Origin of the sequence: Streptomyces sp. NPDC093600 (genome assembly GCF_044764755.1) — a bacterium.
Taxonomy (GTDB): domain Bacteria; phylum Actinomycetota; class Actinomycetes; order Streptomycetales; family Streptomycetaceae; genus Streptomyces.
In genome coordinates, this window is record NZ_JBIWIU010000004.1 from 142,062 (window position 1) to 161,583 (window position 19,522).

Consider the following 19,522-nt stretch of genomic DNA (forward strand, 5'->3'; position numbering starts at 1 on the left):
CCGCGGTTGTCGGTGAGGCACTCGATGAGCACCGCGACGCCGTTCGGGCCATAACCCTCGTACATGATCGTCTCGTAGTCGACGCCGCCGGCCTCGAGACCACCGCCGCGCTTCACCGCGGAGTCGATGTTCTTGTTCGGGACGGAGCTCTTCTTGGCCTTCTGGATGGCGTCGAAGAGGGTCGGGTTCCCCTCGGGGTCGGCGCCGCCGGTGCGGGCCGCGACCTCGATGTTCTTGATCAGCTTCGCGAAGAGCTTGCCGCGCTTGGCGTCGATCACGGCCTTCTTGTGCTTCGTCGTAGCCCATTTAGAGTGGCCGGACATCTGCCTGTCTCCTTCGCGTAACCCATTTCTGAACGAACCCCAGAGATCCTACCGGGACCGTGTCACCGGGCCGCGCGCACCATGTCGACGAACAGGGCGTGCAGGCGGTGGTCGCCCGTGAGTTCGGGGTGGAACGAGGTCGCGAGGGCCCGGCCCTGGCGGACGGCGACGATGTGTCCCTCGTGCTCGGCCAGGACCTCGACCTGAGCGCTGACGGACTCGACCCAGGGAGCGCGGATGAAGACGCCCTCGACGGGTCCGTCGTCGATGCCGCTGACGGCGACACCCGCCTCGAAGGACTCGTTCTGCCGCCCGAACGCGTTGCGGCGGACGATCATGTCGATGCCGCCGAAGGTCTCCTGGCCCGAACGCGGGTCGAGGATCTTGTCGGCGAGCATGATCAGCCCGGCGCAGGTGCCGTACACCGGCAGGCCGGCGGCGATGCGCTCGCGCAGCGGCTGCATCAGGCCGAACAGGGCGGCCAGCTTGGAGATGGTGGTGGACTCGCCACCGGGCACGACCAGGCCGTCGATCTCGGCGAGCTCTTCGGGGCGCCGGACCGGCCTGGCCACGGCGTCAGCCGCGGCCAGGGCGATCAGGTGCTCCCGTACGTCGCCCTGGAGTGCCAGGACACCGATCACAGGAGTGTTCATGGGGAATTACCAGCCGCGGTTGGCGTAGCGCTCGGACTCGGGGAGGGTGTCGCAGTTGATGCCGACCATGGCCTCGCCCAGGTTGCGGGAGGCGTCGGCGATGATCTTCGGGTCGTCGTAGAAGGTGGTGGCCTTCACGATGGCGGCGGCGCGCTTGGCCGGGTCGCCCGACTTGAAGATGCCGGAGCCGACGAAGACGCCCTCGGCGCCGAGCTGGCGCATCAGCGCGGCGTCGGCGGGGGTGGCGACGCCACCGGCGGAGAAGAGCACGACGGGAAGCTTGCCGAGCTCGGCGACTTCCTTGACCAGCTCGTACGGCGCGCGCAGCTCCTTGGCGGCGGCGAACAGCTCGTTGTTGTCGTAGCCGCGCAGGCGGGCGATCTCGTTCTTGATCTGGCGCAGGTGGCGGACGGCCTCGACGACGTTGCCGGTGCCGGCCTCGCCCTTGGAGCGGATCATGGCCGCGCCCTCGGCGATACGGCGCAGGGCCTCGCCCAGGTTGGTGGCGCCGCAGACGAAGGGAGTGGTGAACGCCCACTTGTCGGAGTGGTTGACCTCGTCGGCCGGGGTGAGGACCTCGGACTCGTCGATGTAGTCGACGCCGAGGGACTGCAGCACCTGGGCCTCGACGAAGTGGCCGATGCGGGACTTGGCCATCACCGGGATGGAGACCGCGCCGATGATCTCTTCGATCATGTTCGGGTCGGACATACGGGCGACCCCGCCGTCCTTGCGGATGTCGGCCGGGACCCGCTCCAGGGCCATGACGGCCACGGCGCCGGCGTCCTCGGCGATCTTCGCCTGCTCGGCGTTGACCACGTCCATGATCACGCCGCCCTTGAGCTGCTCGGCCATGCCGCGCTTGACGCGGGACGTGCCAATCGCCGAGGACTCTGCGGACTGGTTGCTGTTGGGAAGCGTGGTGGACACGGGGACCTCACTCGGGAAAGCGGTGTTCAGACAAGAGTGAGGAAACAGGCCACCACCAGTCCACAGCAAGGGCCAATGTGGAGCCGGTGGATCGTTTTCGCCGGTTTCGCAGGTGGGGGCGGTCAGGCCGGGCGATCGGCAAGGGCGAGAGGCGGCTCGTCGTCCATTTCGAAGGCGAGCGGGAACGGGGCGTGCCCCGCCAGCCGGAACCAGCGCACCGTCCGGTGCCGGCGCAGCGCCCGCGCGGCGCGCACGGAGTCGTTGTGGAACCTGCGGGCCATGGGGACACGGCGCACGGCCGCCGCGAGTTCGCCGGCGGCCTCCTCGCCGCCGGGGGTCTCCCGTACGACCTCGACCTGTTCGGGCTCGCCGAACACGGCGCGCAGCGCCTGGCTCAGCTCGCTCTCGGCGACCTCGCGCTGGTCCTCCTCGGCCTGGCGGGCGGCGTGGGCCGCCTCGTAGAGCACGATCGAGGCGGCGGGGTCGAGGATGCCGGAGGTGGCCAGCTCCTGGGTGACCGAGGCCCGGCGCAGCAGCTGGGCGTCGAGCGCGGCGCGGGCGGCGTCGATACGGGAGTGCAGCCGGTCGAGCCGCCCGGCGGTCCAGCTGAGGTACAGGCCGATCGCGATCAGCGCGACGACGGTCCAGATCAGGGTTTCGGTCACGGGCGCACAGGCTACCGGGGCGGGGGCAGCACACCCTCCCAGAGGGCACGGTCATGGGCGAACCGGACGTGCGCGGTCCGGCCGTCGGCGAGTTCGGCGAACCGGTCGATCCACGGCCGGTACGGCAGGAGTCCGGCGCGCCGGCCCATCTCCTCGGTGGCGAACTCGGAGGCGAAGTCGTACGCCTGCCCGGCGAGGACGGTCACCCGGTCGCCCTGGTCGAGGACGAGGGACTGGTGGCCCTCGGTGTGCCCGGGCGTCGGCACGATCCGGATGCCGGCTGCGACCTCGTACTCGCCGTCGATCTCCTGGTACCGGACGCCGTCGACGAGGTGATCGAGGGTGTAGCCGCCGGCGCGGGCGGTGGCGAGCTCCTTGCGCTGGACGACGACGGGGGTGTCCGCGAAGAGCTGGTTGCCGCCGATGTGGTCGAAGTGGAGGTGGCAGTTCACGACGAGGTCGACGTCGTGGGGGCGGACGGGGAGGGGCTTGCGGACGGGCTGGTAGTGCGCGTCGGCCTCGGGCGATCCGGCGCCCATGCCGGTGTCGAAGAGGAGCGTCCCGTCCTCGTGCCGCACGAGATAGGCGAGGGCGGGCTCCACGCGCGCGTGGGGGCCGCCCCACTCGGCGGCGGGCCGTACGAAGTACCCCAGGTCCAGGAGTTCCACGGTCGGTGAGGTCATCGGCTCAGCGTGCCACCCCGTGCCTCGGGAGGTGAAGCCCCGGCCCCGCCGAAGGGTCCCGCGGAACCCTCAGTCCCGTGCCGCCCCGAGGCCGAACCACGCCCGCAGTCCGGTGCGTTCGTCCGTCGCCACCGACGCCGCGCCGTCCGTCACCGTCTCGTACACCGCCAGGATGTCCGCGCCCACCGTCGACCAGTCGAAGCGCCGGACATGCGCGCTTCCCCGGGCCCGCAGCTCCTCGCGTCGCTCCTCGTCCCCGAGCAGCCGGATCGCCGCGCTCGCCAGCGCGTCCGCGTCCTCGTTGGCGAACAGCTCGCCCGCCCCGCCCTGGTCCAGGACCTGGGCGAACGCGTCGAGATCGGAGGCGAGGACCGGCGCGCCCGCCGACATCGCCTCGACCAGGATGATGCCGAAGCTCTCGCCCCCGGTGTTGGGCGCCACGTAGACGTCGACGCTGCGCAGCAGCCGCGCCTTGTCCTCGTCGCTGACCATCCCGAGGAACTCGACCCGCGCACGCATCTCGGGGGGCAGCGATGCCACGGCCTCCTCCTCGTCACCGCGCCCGGCGACGACCAGCCGCGCCCCCGGCCGCTCCGCGAGGATCTTCGGCAGGGCCCTCATCAGCACGGGCAGGCCCTTGCGGGGTTCGTCGATCCGCCCGATGAACCCGAGCGTCTCCCCCTGCCACTCCTTCTTCGGCTCGGCCCGCGCGAAGAAGTCGACGTCGACGCCGTTGGGGATGACGACCGCGTCCCCGCCCAGATGCTCGACCAGCGTCCGGCGGGCGTACTCGCTCACCGCGATCCGCGCGCTGATCTTCTCCAGCGCCGGCTGGAGGATCGGGTACGCGGCGATCATCGCCCGGGAGCGCGGGTTGGAGGTGTGGAAGGTGGCGACGATCGGCCCCTGCGCCGCCCAGCAGGTCAGCAGCCCCAGCGAGGGGGAGGCCGGCTCGTGGATGTGGATCACGTCGAAGGTGCCGTCGTGGAGCCAGCGCCGCACCCGTGCCGCCGAGAGGAAGCCGAAGTTGAGCCGCGCCACGGAGCCGTTGTACGGCACGGGTACGGCCCGCCCGGCCGAGACGACGTACGGCGGGAGCGGTGTCTCGTCGTCGGCGGGGGCGAGCACGGAGACCTCGTGGCCCAGCCGGATCAGGTGCTCGGCGAGGTCGCGGATGTGGAACTGGACGCCGCCCGGCACGTCCCACGAGTACGGGCAGACGATGCCGATCCTCAAGACCGCGACCCCTCCGCCCGGTCGGCGCCCCGTTCCTCCAGGTCCGCGAGCCACAGTCGTTGCAGCATGTGCCAGTCCTCCGGGTGGTCCGCGATGCCGGTGGCGAAGGCGTCGGCCAGCGCCTGGGTCATCACGGACGTCTTCTCGGCCCGGGTACCCGACTCCGGCACGTCGACGGGCGCGTGCACCTGCCCCCTCATGACCGGCGGGTCGTCGTCGTACCAGAGCGTGACCGGCAACAGCAGGGCGCCGGTGTGCTGCGCCAGCATCGCGGGGCCGGCCGGCATCCGCGCGGTGTCGCCGAAGAACGTGACCTCGGTGCCGGACGACGACAGGTCGCGGTCGGCGACCAGGCAGACCAGGCCGCCGGCCCGCAGCCGCCGTGCCAGGGTGCCGAAGGCGGCGCCCCCGGTGTGGGGCAGGACCTCCATGCCCAGGGACTCGCGGTACGCGACGAAGCGGTCGAACAGCGTCTCCGGCTTGAGCCGCTCCGCGACCGTCGTGAACGGCACGCCGAGCGAGCGGGTCGCCCACACACCCGCCAGGTCCCAGTTGGCCAGGTGCGGCAGGGCGACGATCACCCCGCGCCCGGACGCGAGCCCGTCCTTCAGGTGGTGGACGTCCTTGATGCGGACGCCGTCGTCGACCCGTTCCTTGCTCCAGGTCGGCAGCCGGAAGGACTCCATCCAGTACCGCATGTAGGAGCGCATACCGGCCTTGGAGAGCTCGGCGAGCCGCTCGGGCGTGGCGTCGGGCACCACGCGCGCGAGGTTCGACTCCAGCCGCAGCACGCTCGCGCCGCGCCGCTTCCATGCCAAATCGGCGATCCGCCGGCCGAGGCCGGTCGCGACCGGCTCCGGGAGCTTCTTCACCGTCGACCAGCCGAGCCCGTACAGCCCGTCGGTCAGCCGGTCCCGTAGGTCGTTCGCACCACTCATGACGTCGCCTCGCTCCCCCGCCCGGAGGCCGCGTCCGCCTCCGCCGACTCCCGCCGTACGGTCACCACCCGCTGTCCCAGCGTCACCGCGGAGCCCACCGCCACGATCCACAGCGCGATGGGCAGCAGCACGTCGACACCGGGCACGCCGAAGGCGTGCAGGCCCGCCAGGCCCGCGGCGACCAGCGAGATCACCAGCCGCTCGGCCCGTTCGACCAGGCCGTTGACCGCGACCGGCAGGCCGATCGATTCACCGCGCGCCTTGGTGTACGACACGACCTGCCCGCTGGCCAGACAGAAGATGGAGACGGCGCACAGGATGTTGTCGTCGCCCGTGCCCGCGTACCAGAGCGCGAAGCCACCGAAGATGGCGCCGTCGGCGACCCGGTCCAGAGTGGAGTCGAGGAACGCGCCCCAGCGGCTGGAGACGCCGGCCTGCCGGGCCATGTTGCCGTCGACGAGGTCGGAGAAGACGAAGAGGGTGATGACGATCGTGCCCCAGAAGAACTCTCCCCTGGGGAAGAAGACCAGCGCTCCCGCCATCACTCCGGCCGTGCCGACGAGCGTCACGGCGTCGGGGCTGACCCCCCGGCGGAGCAGAAACGCGGCGAACGGTGTGAGGACACGCGTAAAAAACGCACGCGCGTACTTGTTCAGCATGGCCTTCCCGAGGTTCGGTGGGCCGCGGTCCCTACGACCACCGGCTCACCCATCGTAGCCAGGACCACCGCGCCCTACCGTCGGGTACCCGCCCCGCCGCGTCGCGTACGACGTATGGACGCGCCATGACGTCGGTGCGAAGCTCGAAGGACAACCGCGGGCGTCGCCGGAGCCGTACGCGAAGCACCGTCCGCCGCGCCCCCTCCCCACGCCCGCGCCCGCCTCACCGTGCAAGCGATCGGGAGGAACATCATGGGCGACAAGGCGAACGCGCACACCGGGGCCGCCGGCAGGGCTCCAGCGGCCGACCGGCCCTCGGCCGTACGGAACGTGGTGCTGGTCGGCCACAGCGGATCGGGCAAGACGACCCTCGTCGAGGCGCTCGCGCTGGCCGCGGGAGCGGTCAACCGAGCCGGTCGCGTCGAGGACGGCGGGACGATCTCGGACTACGACGAGATCGAGCACCGCCAGCAACGTTCCGTACAGCTCTCCCTCGTCCCGCTGGAGTGGGGCGAATGCAAGATCAATCTTCTGGACACTCCCGGATACGCCGACTTCGTCGGGGAACTGAGGGCCGGTCTGCGCGCGGCGGACGCGGCCCTCTTCGTCGTCTCGGCGGCCCAGGAGGCCGACGCCGTGGCCGGCTCGACCCGCATGGTGTGGGAGGAGTGCGCGGCCGTCGGCATGCCGCGCGCCATCGTGGTCACGCACCTGGACACCGCCCGCACCGGCTTCGCCGAACTCACCGAGGTCTGCGCCCGGATCTTCGGCGGTGACGACCCCGACGCCGTGCTCCCCCTCTACCTGCCCGTCCACGGCGCCGAGGCGCCCGACGGACACGCGCCCGCCACCGGCCTGGTCGGACTGCTCTCGGAGCGGATCTTCGACTACTCCACCGGCGAACGGCGCGAGAATCCGCCCGACGAGAGCCAGCGGCCCCTCATCGCCGAGGCCCGCGCCCGGCTCATCGAGGGGATCATCGCCGAGAGCGAGGACGAGTCCCTGATGGACCGCTATCTCGGCGGCGAGGAGATCGACGTCAAGACACTGATCGACGACCTGGAGAAGGCCGTCGCCCGGGGCACCTTCCATCCGGTGCTCGCCGCCGCGCCCGCCGCCGACGGCGGAAGACAGGGTCTCGGCACGGTCGAGCTCCTGGAGCTGATCACCCGCGGCTTCCCCACCCCCCTGGAGCGCGAGATCCCCGCCGTCACCACGCCCGACGGGCAGCCGCGCCCGCCGGTCACCTGTGACCCGGAGGGCCCGCTGGTCGCCGAGGTCGTCAAGACCGCCTCGGACCCCTATGTCGGCCGGGTCTCGCTGGTACGCGTCTTCTCCGGCACCCTGCGCCCCGACGAGACCGTCCATGTCTCGGGGCACGGGCTCACCGACCGCGGGCACGCGGGCCGGGACCCCCACGAAGCGGACGAACGGGTCGGCGCGCTGACCTCGCCGTTCGGCAAACAGCAGCGGCCGCTCGACCGGTGCGTCGCCGGCGACCTGGCCTGTGTGGGCAAGCTGGGCCGCGCGGAGACCGGCGACACCCTGTCGTCCACGGACGATCCGCTCCTCATGGAGCCGTGGACGATGCCCGACCCGCTGCTCCCGCTCGCCATCGAGGCGCACAGCAAGGCCGACGAGGACAAGCTGTCCCAGGGCCTTGCCCGGCTGGTCGCCGAGGACCCCACCATGCGCCTCGAACAGAACCAGGACACCCACCAGGTGGTGCTGTGGTGCCTCGGCGAGGCCCACCGGGACGTGGCGCTGGAACGGCTGCGCAGCCGCTACGGCGTGCAGGTCGACGCGGTCCCGCACAAGGTGTCGCTCCGCGAGACCTTCGGCGGCCCCTCGGCCGGGCGGGGCCGGCATGTCAAACAGTCCGGCGGGCACGGCCAGTACGCCATCTGCGAGATCGACGTCGAGCCGCTCCCGCCGGGCAGCGGCATCGAGTTCGTCGACAAGGTGGTGGGCGGCGCCGTTCCCCGCCAGTTCATCCCCTCCGTCGAGAAGGGCGTTCGCGCCCAGGCCGCCCGCGGGGTCGCCGCCGGCTATCCCCTGGTCGACGTACGGGTCACCCTGCGCGACGGCAAGGCGCACTCGGTCGACTCCTCCGACGCCGCCTTCCAGACGGCGGGCGCGCTGGCGCTGCGCGAGGCGGCCGCGGAGGCGACCATCCAGCTCCTGGAGCCGGTCGCCGAGGTCCAGGTCCTCGTCCCCGACGAGTACGTGGGCCCCGTGATGAGCGACCTGTCCGGGCGACGGGGACGGGTCGTCGGCACCGAGCAGGCGGGGCCGGGGCGCACGGTGGTGCGGGCCGAGGTCCCCGAGATCGAGATCGACCGGTACGCGGTCGATCTGCGGTCCGTCTCGCACGGCACCGGCCGCTTCGACCGTACGTACGCCCGCCATGAGGCCATGCCGCCGCCGCTCGCCGGCAAGATCCGCCAACAGGCGGAGACCGGCTCCTAGTTCGCCACCACCCCGGCCGGTGCCGCCCGCCCGACTCCCCGGCGTGGGCGGCATCCGGCCGTCGGTGTCCGTCTTCGTGACGCGTCCGCCGGTACCCGGTTACGCTGTGGTGCCCAGCTCAGAAGGTGTGCGGGGCGCGGTAGTTGGGAACAGGCCGCAGAGGGACACGCGGTGGACCACGCGGGCGCGCGGCGATGGGGGCGGCAGTGACGATCGGCAGTTTCGGACCCGGGGCACAGATTCCCCTTCAGGGCTCGGACGGACAGACGGCGGCGACGCATGCCCTCGCCTCCGCCGCCTACCGGGACGGCCCGGTCGAGGAGATCCTCAAGGCCAACAACGAATGGCACCAGTCGAAGGTGACCGAGGGCAAGTGGCACAAGCTCTTCAGGCCCGACCTCGGCGAAGCCTTCTCGCGAGCGGTCCAGGTGCGGATGCTCGGCGGCGCCCGCAAGGCGCTCATCCAGTCCTTCGGCACCGAGCCGCAGCCCGTGGTCGAGCACTGCCTGGCCGCCACGCGCATCCGCAAGCAGCGTGACACCAAGCTGACCCTGATCACCTTCGTCTTCGGTGTCGTCTTCCTGCCGGGTCTGCTGCTCTGGCTCGGGGTCATCCAGCTGCGCCGCATGGTCTCCGGTACGGACAACCGGCGCACCAGCGCCCTGGGCACGGCGCTGCTCCTGGGCGCGGGGCTGCTCGCCGCGCTCGTCCTGTTCAAGCTTCCGTTCGGCGGCTTCCTGGCGTTCTACCTCCGGGCCATGCTCGTGGCCCCGGTGGTCGGCTGGTTCCTCGCCAAGCGCGTCTGCGAGGCCACCGCCCAGGATCTGCGGGAACGCTGGACCGGTCTGCTCAGCGGCGGCGGGATCGGGGCCATGATCCCCGAAGCGGTCCCCACGGACCCGACCGAGAAGGCCGCGGAGGACCTGCGCCAGAACCTGGAGAAGCTCACCGCCGAGCAGCACTCCAACGTCGTCTTCTACGCCGGGCCCAAGGGAATACTGGGGATGGGCACCCGGTGGGGCAGCTGGACGCTGGCCGAGGAGCTCGTCCCCCAGGAGGGACGGGAGATCCACGACTTCCGCGCCTGGGACATCGTGCGCAAGATCCACGACGAGCTCACGCTGCTGGAGCGGGGCTCGCTCAAGACCGGCTTCCCCAAGCCGACCGTCAAGCACTGGATCGTCTCGCCGGTCGGCGAGGGCGCCGACGAGGTCGCCCGCCCCGAGGGCGACAACATCGTCCACTACCAGGTCAAGCCGCACGAGATACAGCGCATCTGCAACGACCAGCAGTTCGGCAGCGGCAACCGCCACTACCTCGGTGTGCAGTTCACGCTCTGGGACGGGCAGCTCGTCCTCACCATGATGATCACGGTGACCTCGCTGCTGCACACCCTGCGCGTCGAGGTCACCGGCCACGCCCTCGGGCCCGTCCACTCGCTCTTCACCACCAAGCCCAAGGCGAAGACGAAGGAGGTCTCCAAGACCGTACGGTTCTGGGAGACGCGGGAGATCAAGCTGCCGCTGGTCGAGACCGACGAGGTGGTCCGCCTCGCGGTCCGCGCCCCGCTGACCTGGTTCCCGCCGGTCCTGGACTACCTCGGCGGCAAGCTGGTCCTGCCGGAGCCGTTCGGCCTGCGGCACGCCTGGGCGGCCCAGCCCTGGCGTCACCGCTTCATGGCCGACGACGCCATCCGCGCCGCGACCCCGGTGATGCGCGCGGTCCACTCCGCGACCATCAAGGTGCTCGACGATCACGGCGTGGACACGGAGCGCTTCACCAACCGCTCGCTGGTGCTGAGCGGCGCCATCCAGGACCCCGGCCCGAAGAAGGCCGACGTCTACGACGCGTGACGGACGGAGACGGCGGGGCTATGCCTGCTCGGAAGAGGCCGGCCAGGCGGCGGCGAGCATCGCGCGGGTGTCGGCGAGGAGCTGCGGAAGCACCTTCGTATGGCCGACGACCGGCATGAAGTTGGTGTCGCCGCCCCAGCGCGGCACGACGTGCTGGTGCAGATGGGCGGCGATCCCGGCGCCCGCGACGGAGCCCTGGTTCATGCCGATGTTGAAGCCGTGCGCGCCGGACGCCCCGCGCAGCGCGATCATCGCCCGCTTGGTGAACACACCGAGCTCGGCCGTCTCCGCCACGTCCAGATCCGTGTAGTCGGCGACGTGCCGGTAGGGCACCACCATCAGGTGTCCGCCGTTGTACGGATAGAGATTCAGCACGGCGTAGACCGTCTCGCCGCGCGCGATCACGAGTCCGTCCTCGTCCGACTTCGCCGGGATCACGCAGAACGGACAGCCGTCCTCGGCCCCGGGCCCGGTCGGCTTGTTCTCGCCCTGGATGTACGCCATCCGGTGAGGCGTCCACAGGCGCTGGAACGCGTCCTGCGTCCCCACTCCGATCTGCTGCTCCGGCTCAGTCGTCATGCTGTGCAGCATATTGCTTCGGCCGTTCGGAGCAGGCGGCCGGGGAGGCTCCCGGGGCCGCCGCCGGAGCGGCAGGACCTCCGCCGTGACGCGCGAGGCCCCCGGGGATCGGTCGATCCCCCGGGGGCCTCGTGACACCGCGGTACGTCAGACCTGGACGCGGCGCTCCACCACGTCGACGAGCTTGGCCAGCGCCTCGTCGCGCGGGATGCCGTTCTCCTGGGAACCGTCGCGGTAGCGGAAGGAGACGGTGCCCGCGGCCATGTCCTCGTCACCGACGATGATCATGAACGGGACCTTCTGCTTCTGCTGGTTCCTGATCTTCTTCTGCATCCGGTCGGAGGAGGCGTCCACCTCGACCCGCAGGCCCTTCTTCTTCGCCTCGGCGGCGAACTCCTGCAGGTAGTCGACGTGCGCGTCGCCGATAGGGATGCCGACCGCCTGCACCGGGGCCAGCCACGGCGGCATGGCGCCCGCGTAGTGCTCCAGGAGCACGGCGAAGAAGCGCTCGATCGAGCCGAACAGCGCGCGGTGGATCATGACCGGGCGCTGCTTGGTGCCGTCCGGACCGGTGTACTCCAGGTCGAAGCGCTCCGGCAGGTTGAAGTCGAGCTGCACGGTCGACATCTGCCAGGTCCGGCCGATGGCGTCCCGGGCCTGGACGGAGATCTTCGGGCCGTAGAAGGCCGCGCCGCCCGGGTCGGGGGTCAGCGGGAGACCCTGCTTCTCGGCCACCTGCTGGAGGACCGCGGTGGCCTCCTCCCAGACCTCGTCCGAGCCGACGAACTTCTCCGGGTCCTTGGTGGACAGCTCCAGGTAGAAGTCGGTCAGGCCGTAGTCGCGCAGCAGGTTGAGGACGAAGGTGAGGGTGCGGTCCAGCTCCTCCGCCATCTGCTCACGGGTGCAGTAGATGTGCGCGTCGTCCTGGGTGAAGCCGCGGGCCCGGGTCAGACCGTGCACGACGCCGGACTTCTCGTACCGGTACACGGTGCCGAACTCGAAGAGGCGCAGCGGCAGTTCACGGTAGGAACGCCCGCGCGCGTCGAAGATCAGGTTGTGCATCGGGCAGTTCATGGGCTTGAGGTAGTAGTCGGTACCACCGTCGAGCTGCATGGGGGGGTACATGCCCTCCGCGTACCAGTCGAGGTGGCCGCTCTTCTCGAAGAGGGCGCCCTTGGTGGCGTGCGGGGAGTAGACGAACTCGTAGCCCTCCTCCTCGTGCCGGCGGCGCGAGTAGTCCTCCATGGTGCGGCGGATGATGCCGCCCTTGGGGTGGAAGACGGCGAGGCCGGAGCCGATCTCGTCCGGGATGGAGAAGAGGTCGAGCTCGTTGCCGAGCTTGCGGTGGTCGCGCTTCTCGGCCTCGGCGAGGAAGTCGAGGTGGGCCTTCAGCTCGTCCTTCGACGGCCAGGCGGTGCCGTAGATGCGCTGGAGCATCGGGTTCTTCTCGCTGCCGCGCCAGTAGGCGGCGGCGTTGCGCATCAGCTTGAAGGCCGGGATGTTGCGGGTGGTGGGCAGGTGCGGACCGCGGCAGAGGTCCTTCCAGCACAGCTCGCCGGTCTTGGCGTCGAGGTTGTCGTAGATGGTCAGCTCGCCGCCGCCCACCTCGACGTTGGCGCCGTCGTCGGCCGACGCGGAGCCCTTGATCCCGATGAGCTCCAGCTTGTACGGCTCGTTCGCGAGCTCCTCGCGGGCGGCCTCGTCGGTCACCACGCGGCGGGAGAAGCGCTGGCCCCGCTTCTGGATCTCCTGCATCTTCTTCTCGATGGCCTTGAGATCCTCGGGGGTGAACGGCCTCTCGACGTCGAAGTCGTAGTAGAAGCCGTCACGGACCGGCGGGCCGATGCCCAGCTTGGCCTCGGGGAAGAGCTCCTGCACGGCCTGCGCCATCACGTGCGCGGTGGAGTGGCGCAGGATGTCGAGACCGTCCGGGGAGGAGATCTCGACGGGTTCGACGACATCGCCGTCCCTGACCTCATAGGAGAGGTCCTTCAGCTCGCCGGCGACACGGGCGGCGATCACCGACCGGTCCTCGGCGAACAGGGCGCCGGCGGTGGTGCCCGCGCTCACCGCCCGATCCTCGGCTCCTGAGGCGGACTGGACGGTCACACGGACATCAGACACTGGTGCTCCATACATAGGGGCGCGGGCAGATACGAAGTGCCGACGCCGGCGGTGCGCGGCAGAGACGAGGTGCCGCGTCGCCGTTGATCGTACCGAGCCGAGGGGCGCGACCGCGAAACGGTTTGCGCGGGGCCGGTGGGACCCGGCCCCGGTCACTCGCCGCCGCACGCCTCCTCGAAGAAGTCGAGGTTCTCGTGGAGCGACTTCATCAGCCGGTCCCGTTCCGCCTCGTCGACCTGCACCGGCACGACGCCGGAGGCGTCGGTCAGCCGCCGGAAGCCTCCCCTGCGCTCCAGGCGTCCCACCACCCGGATCGGCAGTCCCACCAGATGGGCATGGCCGGCCGTACGGTACGACTCCTCGTCCAGGGCCACCCGGACGTGGGCCACCTCCGCGCCGCCCAGGACCCGCAGCCGTACGGTTCCCTCGCCACGCGGGCCGGAGCGGCGCATGCGGACGACGGCGCCGGTGATCCGTACCGGTACGGACGGCTCGTCGGTGAGATAGCGGACGCCGGCCTCGCGGAGCGCGGGCAGGTCGCCGGGCGAGAACTCGACCGGTTCGGGACGGGCGGCGCAGCCCTCCGGTGTCCCGGCGGCCGGGGCCCATGCGACGGCGATCCTGGCCCCCTCGCTGCCTCGGACGAGGGAGACGAGCGCCTCGGTCAGCTCCCGGCTCACCCCGGCCTCGACGGCGGTGTCGAAGGCTTCCATGCCGCCGGTGGCGCGCTGGTAGTCGACGGCCTCCCGGGCCGCGTGGAGGGCGTGGTAAAGGCGTACGGCGACGGCCCGGCCGGGGTCGACGGGGACGAACGCGGTCAGGCCGCGGCCCTCGGGGGCTGCGCCGACGGCGACCGCCTCCAGGGACGCCTGGGCCTGGCGGCGGTGGCGGGCGCCGTAGTACCCGGCCCGTGCCCTGACGGCGAGGGCGCCGGCCAGCAGGAGCTGACGGGCGGCGGACCTCAGCTGCTCCTGGACGCTCCAGGGGACCGTGCCGGCGGGCCCGGGCGGGACATCCCGCCACCAGCGGATCTCGTCGCTGGGCACGGTCAGCCCGACGAGGACCTCCCGGGCGGAGGGCGCGGCGCTGCGGGCGAGTGCGGTGAGGGCGTCGCCGATGAGGTCCTCGCAGTCCGGGAAGGCGCGGCTCTCCGGCACCAGGAGGCTGGTGGCGCCGAAGCCCGCGCCGCCGCCGGGCGGGGTCCAGCGGCTGTAGCGGCCCGGGGCGCCGCCGCGCCGCCGCCAGCCGTGGCGGGCGAGGAGCGCGCCGAGGACGCGCGGGTCCACGTGCCCGGGGTCCGGCGCTCCCCCGGCCCCGACCCAGGGACCGCCGGGGAGGCCGGGAAAGTCGCCGGGGTGGTCGCCGGGTGCGGGGTGGGGGCGGAAGGGCGGTGGTACGGGGCCGTGTCCGGCCCCGCCCTCCGGTTCGTCGATCGGCCGGTGCATCAAGGTCTCCCTCCCACGCCGACGCGGGTCATGATGTCGCACAGCGCCCGGTCGTCGAAGATCCGCGCCGTCGGTATGCGCACGGTGGTGCGGTGCCGTCCCGTGACCGGATGGCCGGCCAGGTTGATCCAGTAGCAGCAGTGCCGCAGGTCGAGCCGGTCGTGGCCGGCCCGCAGCCAGTCCTCCTGGGACCGCGGCACGAGCATCACGACCAGGATCTTGTGGACCGCGACCGGGGTCCGCGCGAGCTTCACCAGATGGTCGTTGTCGAGGGTGAACGAGAAGGCGGAGGACGCGGACCCGGGCAGCCGCGGCGGTGTCTGGTAGGTGCATTTGAGCTGCACCTTGATGGTCACTTCGTCGTCGACCGTGTGGCCGGGAGCGCTGTGGCTCACGTGCCAGTCGATGCCGTTGTCCGGAAACGGCTGCGACAGCGAACAGCCCGCCGCCGCCGCGACCGCGTGCAGATAGCCCACCTGAAGCGTCTCCATGCAGGCGGTGGTGGCGAGTGTGCCGCGCAGCGGTGCTGCCCGCTGGGGCGGCAGCCCTCCCGATTCGGGCTGGGCGAGCGCCATGGCAATTCCCTTCCCCGTCACTTGTGTTGTCACCGGCCCGCGTACGGCGCAAACAGCCCGGGTATCACCGTTTCGGGCAGGGGGATCGCCATCTGCCCGAAAGGTGCGAGGAGTTCGGGGATGACGCACTGGTATGAGGGGCCCCTGGCCTCATTCGACACGGAAACCACGGGAGTCGACGTCGAGGAGGACCGGATCGTCTCGGCCGCCCTCGTCGTCCAGGACATGGCGGGCGGGCGTCCGAGGGTGACGCGCTGGCTGGTCAATCCGGGGGTGCCGGTGCCCGAAGGGGCCACCGCCGTCCACGGTCTGACGGACGACCATCTGCAGCGGAACGGGCGCTGGCCCGCTCCGGTGATGGAGGAGCTGGCGCGGGCGCTGGCGGAGCAGTGTGCGGCGGGCCGGCCGCTGGTGGTGATGAACGCGCCCTTCGATCTGACGATCCTGGACCGCGAGTTGCGCCGTCACCGCGCCTCCTCGCTGGGCCGGTATCTGCAGAACGCGTCGCTGTGCGTCCTGGATCCACGGGTGCTCGACAAGCATCTGGACCGGTACCGCAAGGGCCGCAGGACGCTGACGGATCTGTGCGCGGAGTACGGCGTGGAGCTGCAGGGCGCGCACGACGCGGCAGCGGACGCGACGGCCGCGCTGGATCTCGTACGGGCGGTGGCGCGGCGGTTCGCGTCCCGGCTCGACCGGCTCTCGCCGGCCGAGCTGCACACCTTGCAGGCGGTGTGGCACGCGGCCCAGGCGCGGGGGCTGCAGGCGTGGTTCACGCGCAACGGGACGCCGGAGACGGTGGATCCGGCGTGGCCGCTGCGTCCGGAACTGCGGACGGCGGCGTGAGCGGTGCGCCGTCGCGTACGCCGGCGCGCCGGGAACGCGGAAGGCCGGTCCGTCTCTGGACGGACCGGCCTCTCCCGGTGGGCGATACTGGGATCGAACCAGTGACCCCTTCGGTGTGAACGAAGTGCTCTCCCGCTGAGCTAATCGCCCGGGAACGGGTTGAACCATACAGGTCCCGGCGGGTGTCCTTCAAACCGGACGCAGTCGCGCGGCGAGCCCGCGCCGTCCGCCGCGCATCATCAGGGCGTGGTTGGCGCGGAAGAGGGGCCGCGCGGGCACGGCGAGCCGGCGCATCAGGGGGCTGCGGATCTCGACCTCCTGCTCGTAGAGCACGCGGGTGCCCGAGCCGTGCGCGGTGAGGGTCCAGCGGACCCAGCCCTCCAGATCGCCGCTGAGTCCGGCCTCCAGGACGTGGTCGACGGGGTCGCTGTGCCGGGCCTCGACGGTGACGACGAGGTCGTACGGCAGGAAGGAGCGGAAGCGGGCGGTGCCGGTGGTGTCGTCGACGGGGACGACCTCGCGGACCTGGGGCCACCACAGGGGGTAGTCCTCGCCGCGCTCGAGGACGGCGTAGACCGCCTCGGGCGGAGCCGCCAGGCGCCAGACGCTGCGAAAGCGGTAGTGGTACCGGTCCATGCCCCCAGTGTGTACGTACTCACGCCCATATCTGAGTACGCGCGCGCATGGTCCGAAAGTGTGTCCGGGGCCACACTCCCGGTATGAACACTCCTTTGCCGCCCGCGGACGAGCTGCGGCTCGTCGATCGCGAGCTGGCCCAACTCGACGCACGACGGGCCCAGTTGCTGGCCCGCCGCTCCTGGCTGCTGCAGCTGCTGCACCCGCCCGTCGCGGGCCCCGCGCCGACGGCTCCGTGGGCGGCGGCGCCGCGACCGGACTCCACGCCGCGCAGCGCGCAGAACGTGCTGCTGACCCTCGGCGGGGCCCTGCTGACGATCGCGGCGGTCGCCTTCACCCTGGTCAGCTGGGGCTCGATGGGCATCGGCGGCCGCGCGGCCGTGCTGTTCGCGGTCACGTCGGCGGCGCTCGGCGCCCCGGTCGCGCTGCTGCGCCGGGGGCTCGTCTCCACGGCGGAGGCGGTGGCGGCGCTCGCGCTGGCCCTGATGGTGCTCGACGCGTACGCGCTGCACCGGGTGGCGCTGCCGGACACGGACGGCCTGGGGTACGCGGCGGTGGCGTCGGCGGTGCTCGCGGGCGCGTGGACGGCGTACGGTTCGGCGCTCGGGCGGCTGCGGATTCCGTTGCCGGTGGCGGTGGTGGCGGCTCAACTGCCGTTGCCGCTCGGTGTTCTGGCGGCGGGCGGGGGTCCGCTCGCGCTGGCCTGGGCGGCGCTCGCGACGGCCGCGGCGGATCTGGTGCCGGCGCTCCGGGCGAAGCCCGTGGCGGTACGGATCACGGCGGGTGCCGGCGGCGGTGTGCTGGGGGGCTGGGCTCTGCTGACGGGTGGCCTGCTGTCGCTCACGTCGGCGGTTCCGGCGGGCGCGCTGCTGCTGGCCGGCGCGGCGGTGGCGCTGTACCTGGCGTGGCGGTCGGCTCCGGTGGCGACGGCGGCCTCGGTGGTGGCGGGTCTCGCGGTGATCGCGGCGGCGGGCGGTGTGCTGCGCGCGGTGCTGCCGGGCGACTGGCAGGTGCCGGGGTACGTGCTGTGCGCGGTGGCCGTGGCGTCGGCGCTGCGGTCGGCGGCGCCGCGTGCGGTGAGGCGGGGCCTGGCGAGCGCAGGAGCGGCGGTGCTGGCACTGGGTGTGGCGTGGGCGCTGCCTCCGGTGGGGGCGGCGCTGCTGGCTCCGGCGGCGCGGACGACGGAGGTGTGGTCGGGCGTGCACGTGGAGCCGACGCTCTCCTCGTATCCGGCGACGGCCCCGCTGGTCCTGCTGATCGCCGCGGCGGCCGTCAGCGCCGTGCCGCGGCTCTGGGCCCGCTGCGGCGCCCTGCTCCTGGCCTGGGCGGTCCTGACGGTCCTGCCGCTCTCCCTGGACCTGCCGTACGGCCTGGCGCTGACGCTCCAGTTGGGGACGACGGCGGCGGCCCTGTACCTGTCGGTCCGCCCGGACCTCCTGACGCGCGGGGTGCGGGTGCCCTCGGCTGCGCGCCCGTCGTCCGGCGAGGCAGCGGCCGGGACGGACGGCACGGCACACGGCCCGGCGCCGTCCGCCGCCCGGGAGGCCGGCGACGGCGGACCGGTGGCATCGGCCGAGTCCGCGACCGCGGTGGAGGCGGGGGCGGAGGCGGCCGGTGGCAGCACGCCCCTCTCCGGTCCGGCCGCCGCGGCCGATCAGGCGGGTGGCGGCGTTCCTCCGACCCCGTCGGCGGCGCCGTGGGGCGGGTGGGGATCCTGGCCGGGCCCGGCCACCGGGCTCACCCGGCGGCCTTCCGTGCCGCCCCGGGATGTGGCCGCCCGGAGCGCGCTCGTCTGCGCTCTCGCGTCGGCGTTCGGCGCTGTCGCGGTGGCCCTGGACACGCGGGGCGCGACGTTCGCGGTGCTGGCTCTGCTCCTCGGCCTGTTCACGGCCGGGTCCTTCCTCGGCGACGGCGACCGGCGTGCCGTGGCGGCGTGCGTCGCGGTGGGCGCGGCGACCGGGCTCGTCCTCGCCGCGGCGGCGGCCGCGGGGTTCCCGGACCGGCACACGGCACTGGCACTGCTCGTGGTCCCGGCGGCAACGGCGGCCGTCGGCGCGCGGCTCGGCCGGCACCCGCTCGCGGTGTGCGTGGAGGTCACCGGCGCGGCCGTGGGGCTGCTCGCGCTCGGTTTCGCGATCTCCGCGCCGGCGGTGCTGGCGCTCTTCCTCGCCCTGGGCGGTGTGATCGCGGCGGCGACGGCGGTACGTCCGGAGCGGCGCCGGTTCGCCTCGTGGACGGCCGCGGTGCTGTTCCTCCTGGCGACCTGGGTCCGGCTCGCGGCGTCGGACGTGGAGACGCCCGAGGCGTACACACTGCCGGTCACCGTGCCCGCGCTGGTGGTGGGTGCGCTGCGGCGCCGCCGCGACGCCGAGGCGTCCTCCTGGACGGCGTACGGCCCCGGTCTGGCGGCGACCCTGGCGCCGAGTCTCTTCGTGGCCTGGACGGATCCCGACTGGGTGCGCCCCCTGCTGCTCGGCGTGGCCGCGCTCGGCGTGACGCTCCTGGGCGCCCGGTTCCGGCTCCAGGCGCTGCTGGTGCTGGGCGGCGCGACCCTGGCTCTGGACGGGCTGCACGAGCTGGCGCCGTACGTGGTGCAGGCCGTGGGGGCGCTGCCCCGCTGGCTGCCGCCGGCGCTGGCGGGCCTGCTGCTCCTGGGCGTGGGCGCGACGTACGAGCAGCGGCTGCGGGACGCCCGCCGGCTCCGGGAGCGGCTGAGCCGGATGCGCTGAGCGCTGACGGCCGCGAGCGGGAACGCCGAAGGCCCGGAGACCTCTGCGGTCTCCGGGCCTTCGGTCCGGGTGGTGGGCGATACTGGGTTCGAACCAGTGACCTCTTCGGTGTGAACGAAGCGCTCTCCCACTGAGCTAATCGCCCGGGCGCACCGCAAACATTACCGCATGTCAGCGGG

At 72.4% G+C, this 19,522-nt stretch carries 16 protein-coding genes, 2 tRNA genes and 1 pseudogene; 4 read left to right on the plus strand and 15 right to left on the minus strand.

Translation table 11 applies throughout. From position 1 onward, the window contains the following. From ACIRB4_RS13325 to pgsA, 8 genes and pseudogenes are all read right to left on the minus strand, one after another. Positions 1-323, minus strand: a pseudogene (locus tag ACIRB4_RS13325) (YebC/PmpR family DNA-binding transcriptional regulator); the annotation flags it as partial. 62 nt (positions 324-385) lie between these two features. Beyond that, on the minus strand, positions 386-976 hold the full coding sequence (pdxT, locus tag ACIRB4_RS13330; RefSeq protein ID WP_403290713.1) for a pyridoxal 5'-phosphate synthase glutaminase subunit PdxT: 591 nt from the start codon (positions 974-976) through the stop codon (positions 386-388). 6 nt (positions 977-982) lie between these two features. Further along, complete coding sequence (gene pdxS / locus ACIRB4_RS13335) at positions 983-1,906, minus strand: pyridoxal 5'-phosphate synthase lyase subunit PdxS (RefSeq protein ID WP_356895744.1); 924 nt, start codon at positions 1,904-1,906, stop codon at positions 983-985. A gap of 122 nt (positions 1,907-2,028) precedes the next feature. Beyond that, on the minus strand, positions 2,029-2,571 hold the full coding sequence (locus ACIRB4_RS13340) for a hypothetical protein (protein ID WP_403290716.1): 543 nt from the start codon (positions 2,569-2,571) through the stop codon (positions 2,029-2,031). A gap of 11 nt (positions 2,572-2,582) precedes the next feature. After that, positions 2,583-3,254 carry an MBL fold metallo-hydrolase gene (locus ACIRB4_RS13345; protein ID WP_403290718.1) on the minus strand — a complete coding sequence of 224 codons (672 nt, stop codon included), beginning with the start codon at positions 3,252-3,254 and terminating at the stop codon, positions 2,583-2,585. Positions 3,255-3,323: 69 nt separating this feature from the next. Continuing rightward, the gene (locus ACIRB4_RS13350; RefSeq protein ID WP_403290720.1) at positions 3,324-4,490 is read right to left on the minus strand and encodes a glycosyltransferase family 4 protein; all 1,167 of its coding nucleotides are present in this window, start codon (positions 4,488-4,490) and stop codon (positions 3,324-3,326) included. Then, the gene (locus ACIRB4_RS13355) at positions 4,487-5,428 is read right to left on the minus strand and encodes a phosphatidylinositol mannoside acyltransferase (protein ID WP_403290723.1); all 942 of its coding nucleotides are present in this window, start codon (positions 5,426-5,428) and stop codon (positions 4,487-4,489) included. The genes ACIRB4_RS13350 and ACIRB4_RS13355 overlap by 4 nt, the downstream gene beginning before the upstream one ends. Beyond that, positions 5,425-6,087: a phosphatidylinositol phosphate synthase gene (gene pgsA / locus ACIRB4_RS13360; protein ID WP_403290726.1), complete on the minus strand. Its 663-nt coding sequence runs from the start codon at positions 6,085-6,087 to the stop codon at positions 5,425-5,427. Before pgsA ends, ACIRB4_RS13355 begins: the two co-directional genes overlap by 4 nt. Before the next feature lie 252 nt (positions 6,088-6,339). Here pgsA and ACIRB4_RS13365 point away from each other — a divergent pair, with 252 nt between their 5' ends. Then, a complete protein-coding gene (locus tag ACIRB4_RS13365) occupies positions 6,340-8,556 on the plus strand; it encodes an elongation factor G-like protein EF-G2 (protein ID WP_403290729.1) in 2,217 nt (738 codons plus the stop codon). Between the two features lie 194 nt (positions 8,557-8,750). Further along, positions 8,751-10,409 (plus strand): hypothetical protein, encoded by a 1,659-nt coding sequence (locus ACIRB4_RS13370; protein ID WP_403290732.1) that lies wholly within the window; start codon positions 8,751-8,753, stop codon positions 10,407-10,409. A gap of 18 nt (positions 10,410-10,427) precedes the next feature. On the opposite strand, the gene ACIRB4_RS13375 is transcribed toward ACIRB4_RS13370, so the two are convergent. From ACIRB4_RS13375 to ACIRB4_RS13390, 4 genes are all read right to left on the minus strand, one after another. Further along, positions 10,428-11,000, minus strand: a complete 573-nt coding sequence (locus tag ACIRB4_RS13375) for an HIT family protein (protein WP_403290735.1) — start codon at positions 10,998-11,000, stop codon at positions 10,428-10,430. 135 nt (positions 11,001-11,135) lie between these two features. After that, positions 11,136-13,112 (minus strand): threonine--tRNA ligase, encoded by a 1,977-nt coding sequence (gene thrS, locus ACIRB4_RS13380; protein ID WP_403290737.1) that lies wholly within the window; start codon positions 13,110-13,112, stop codon positions 11,136-11,138. A gap of 152 nt (positions 13,113-13,264) precedes the next feature. After that, positions 13,265-14,557: a hypothetical protein gene (locus tag ACIRB4_RS13385; RefSeq protein ID WP_403290740.1), complete on the minus strand. Its 1,293-nt coding sequence runs from the start codon at positions 14,555-14,557 to the stop codon at positions 13,265-13,267. Then, positions 14,557-15,132 (minus strand): DUF4365 domain-containing protein, encoded by a 576-nt coding sequence (locus tag ACIRB4_RS13390; RefSeq protein WP_403290743.1) that lies wholly within the window; start codon positions 15,130-15,132, stop codon positions 14,557-14,559. The genes ACIRB4_RS13385 and ACIRB4_RS13390 overlap by 1 nt, the downstream gene beginning before the upstream one ends. A gap of 120 nt (positions 15,133-15,252) precedes the next feature. Here ACIRB4_RS13390 and ACIRB4_RS13395 point away from each other — a divergent pair, with 120 nt between their 5' ends. Continuing rightward, positions 15,253-15,978 (plus strand): 3'-5' exonuclease, encoded by a 726-nt coding sequence (locus ACIRB4_RS13395; protein WP_403290745.1) that lies wholly within the window; start codon positions 15,253-15,255, stop codon positions 15,976-15,978. Between the two features lie 78 nt (positions 15,979-16,056). Here the strand turns inward: ACIRB4_RS13395 and ACIRB4_RS13400 are convergent. Then, positions 16,057-16,128: transfer RNA gene (locus ACIRB4_RS13400), tRNA-Val, on the minus strand. A 39-nt stretch (positions 16,129-16,167) separates the two neighbouring features. Beyond that, positions 16,168-16,614, minus strand: coding sequence for an SRPBCC family protein (locus ACIRB4_RS13405; RefSeq protein ID WP_403290748.1), 447 nt, complete (start codon positions 16,612-16,614; stop codon positions 16,168-16,170). 83 nt (positions 16,615-16,697) lie between these two features. Between ACIRB4_RS13405 and ACIRB4_RS13410 the strand changes: the two genes are divergently transcribed. Continuing rightward, positions 16,698-19,343: an SCO7613 C-terminal domain-containing membrane protein gene (locus ACIRB4_RS13410; RefSeq protein WP_403290751.1), complete on the plus strand. Its 2,646-nt coding sequence runs from the start codon at positions 16,698-16,700 to the stop codon at positions 19,341-19,343. A 70-nt stretch (positions 19,344-19,413) separates the two neighbouring features. On the opposite strand, the gene ACIRB4_RS13415 is transcribed toward ACIRB4_RS13410, so the two are convergent. Next, a tRNA-Val gene (locus ACIRB4_RS13415) sits at positions 19,414-19,488 on the minus strand. Positions 19,489-19,522: the final 34 nt, after the last annotated feature.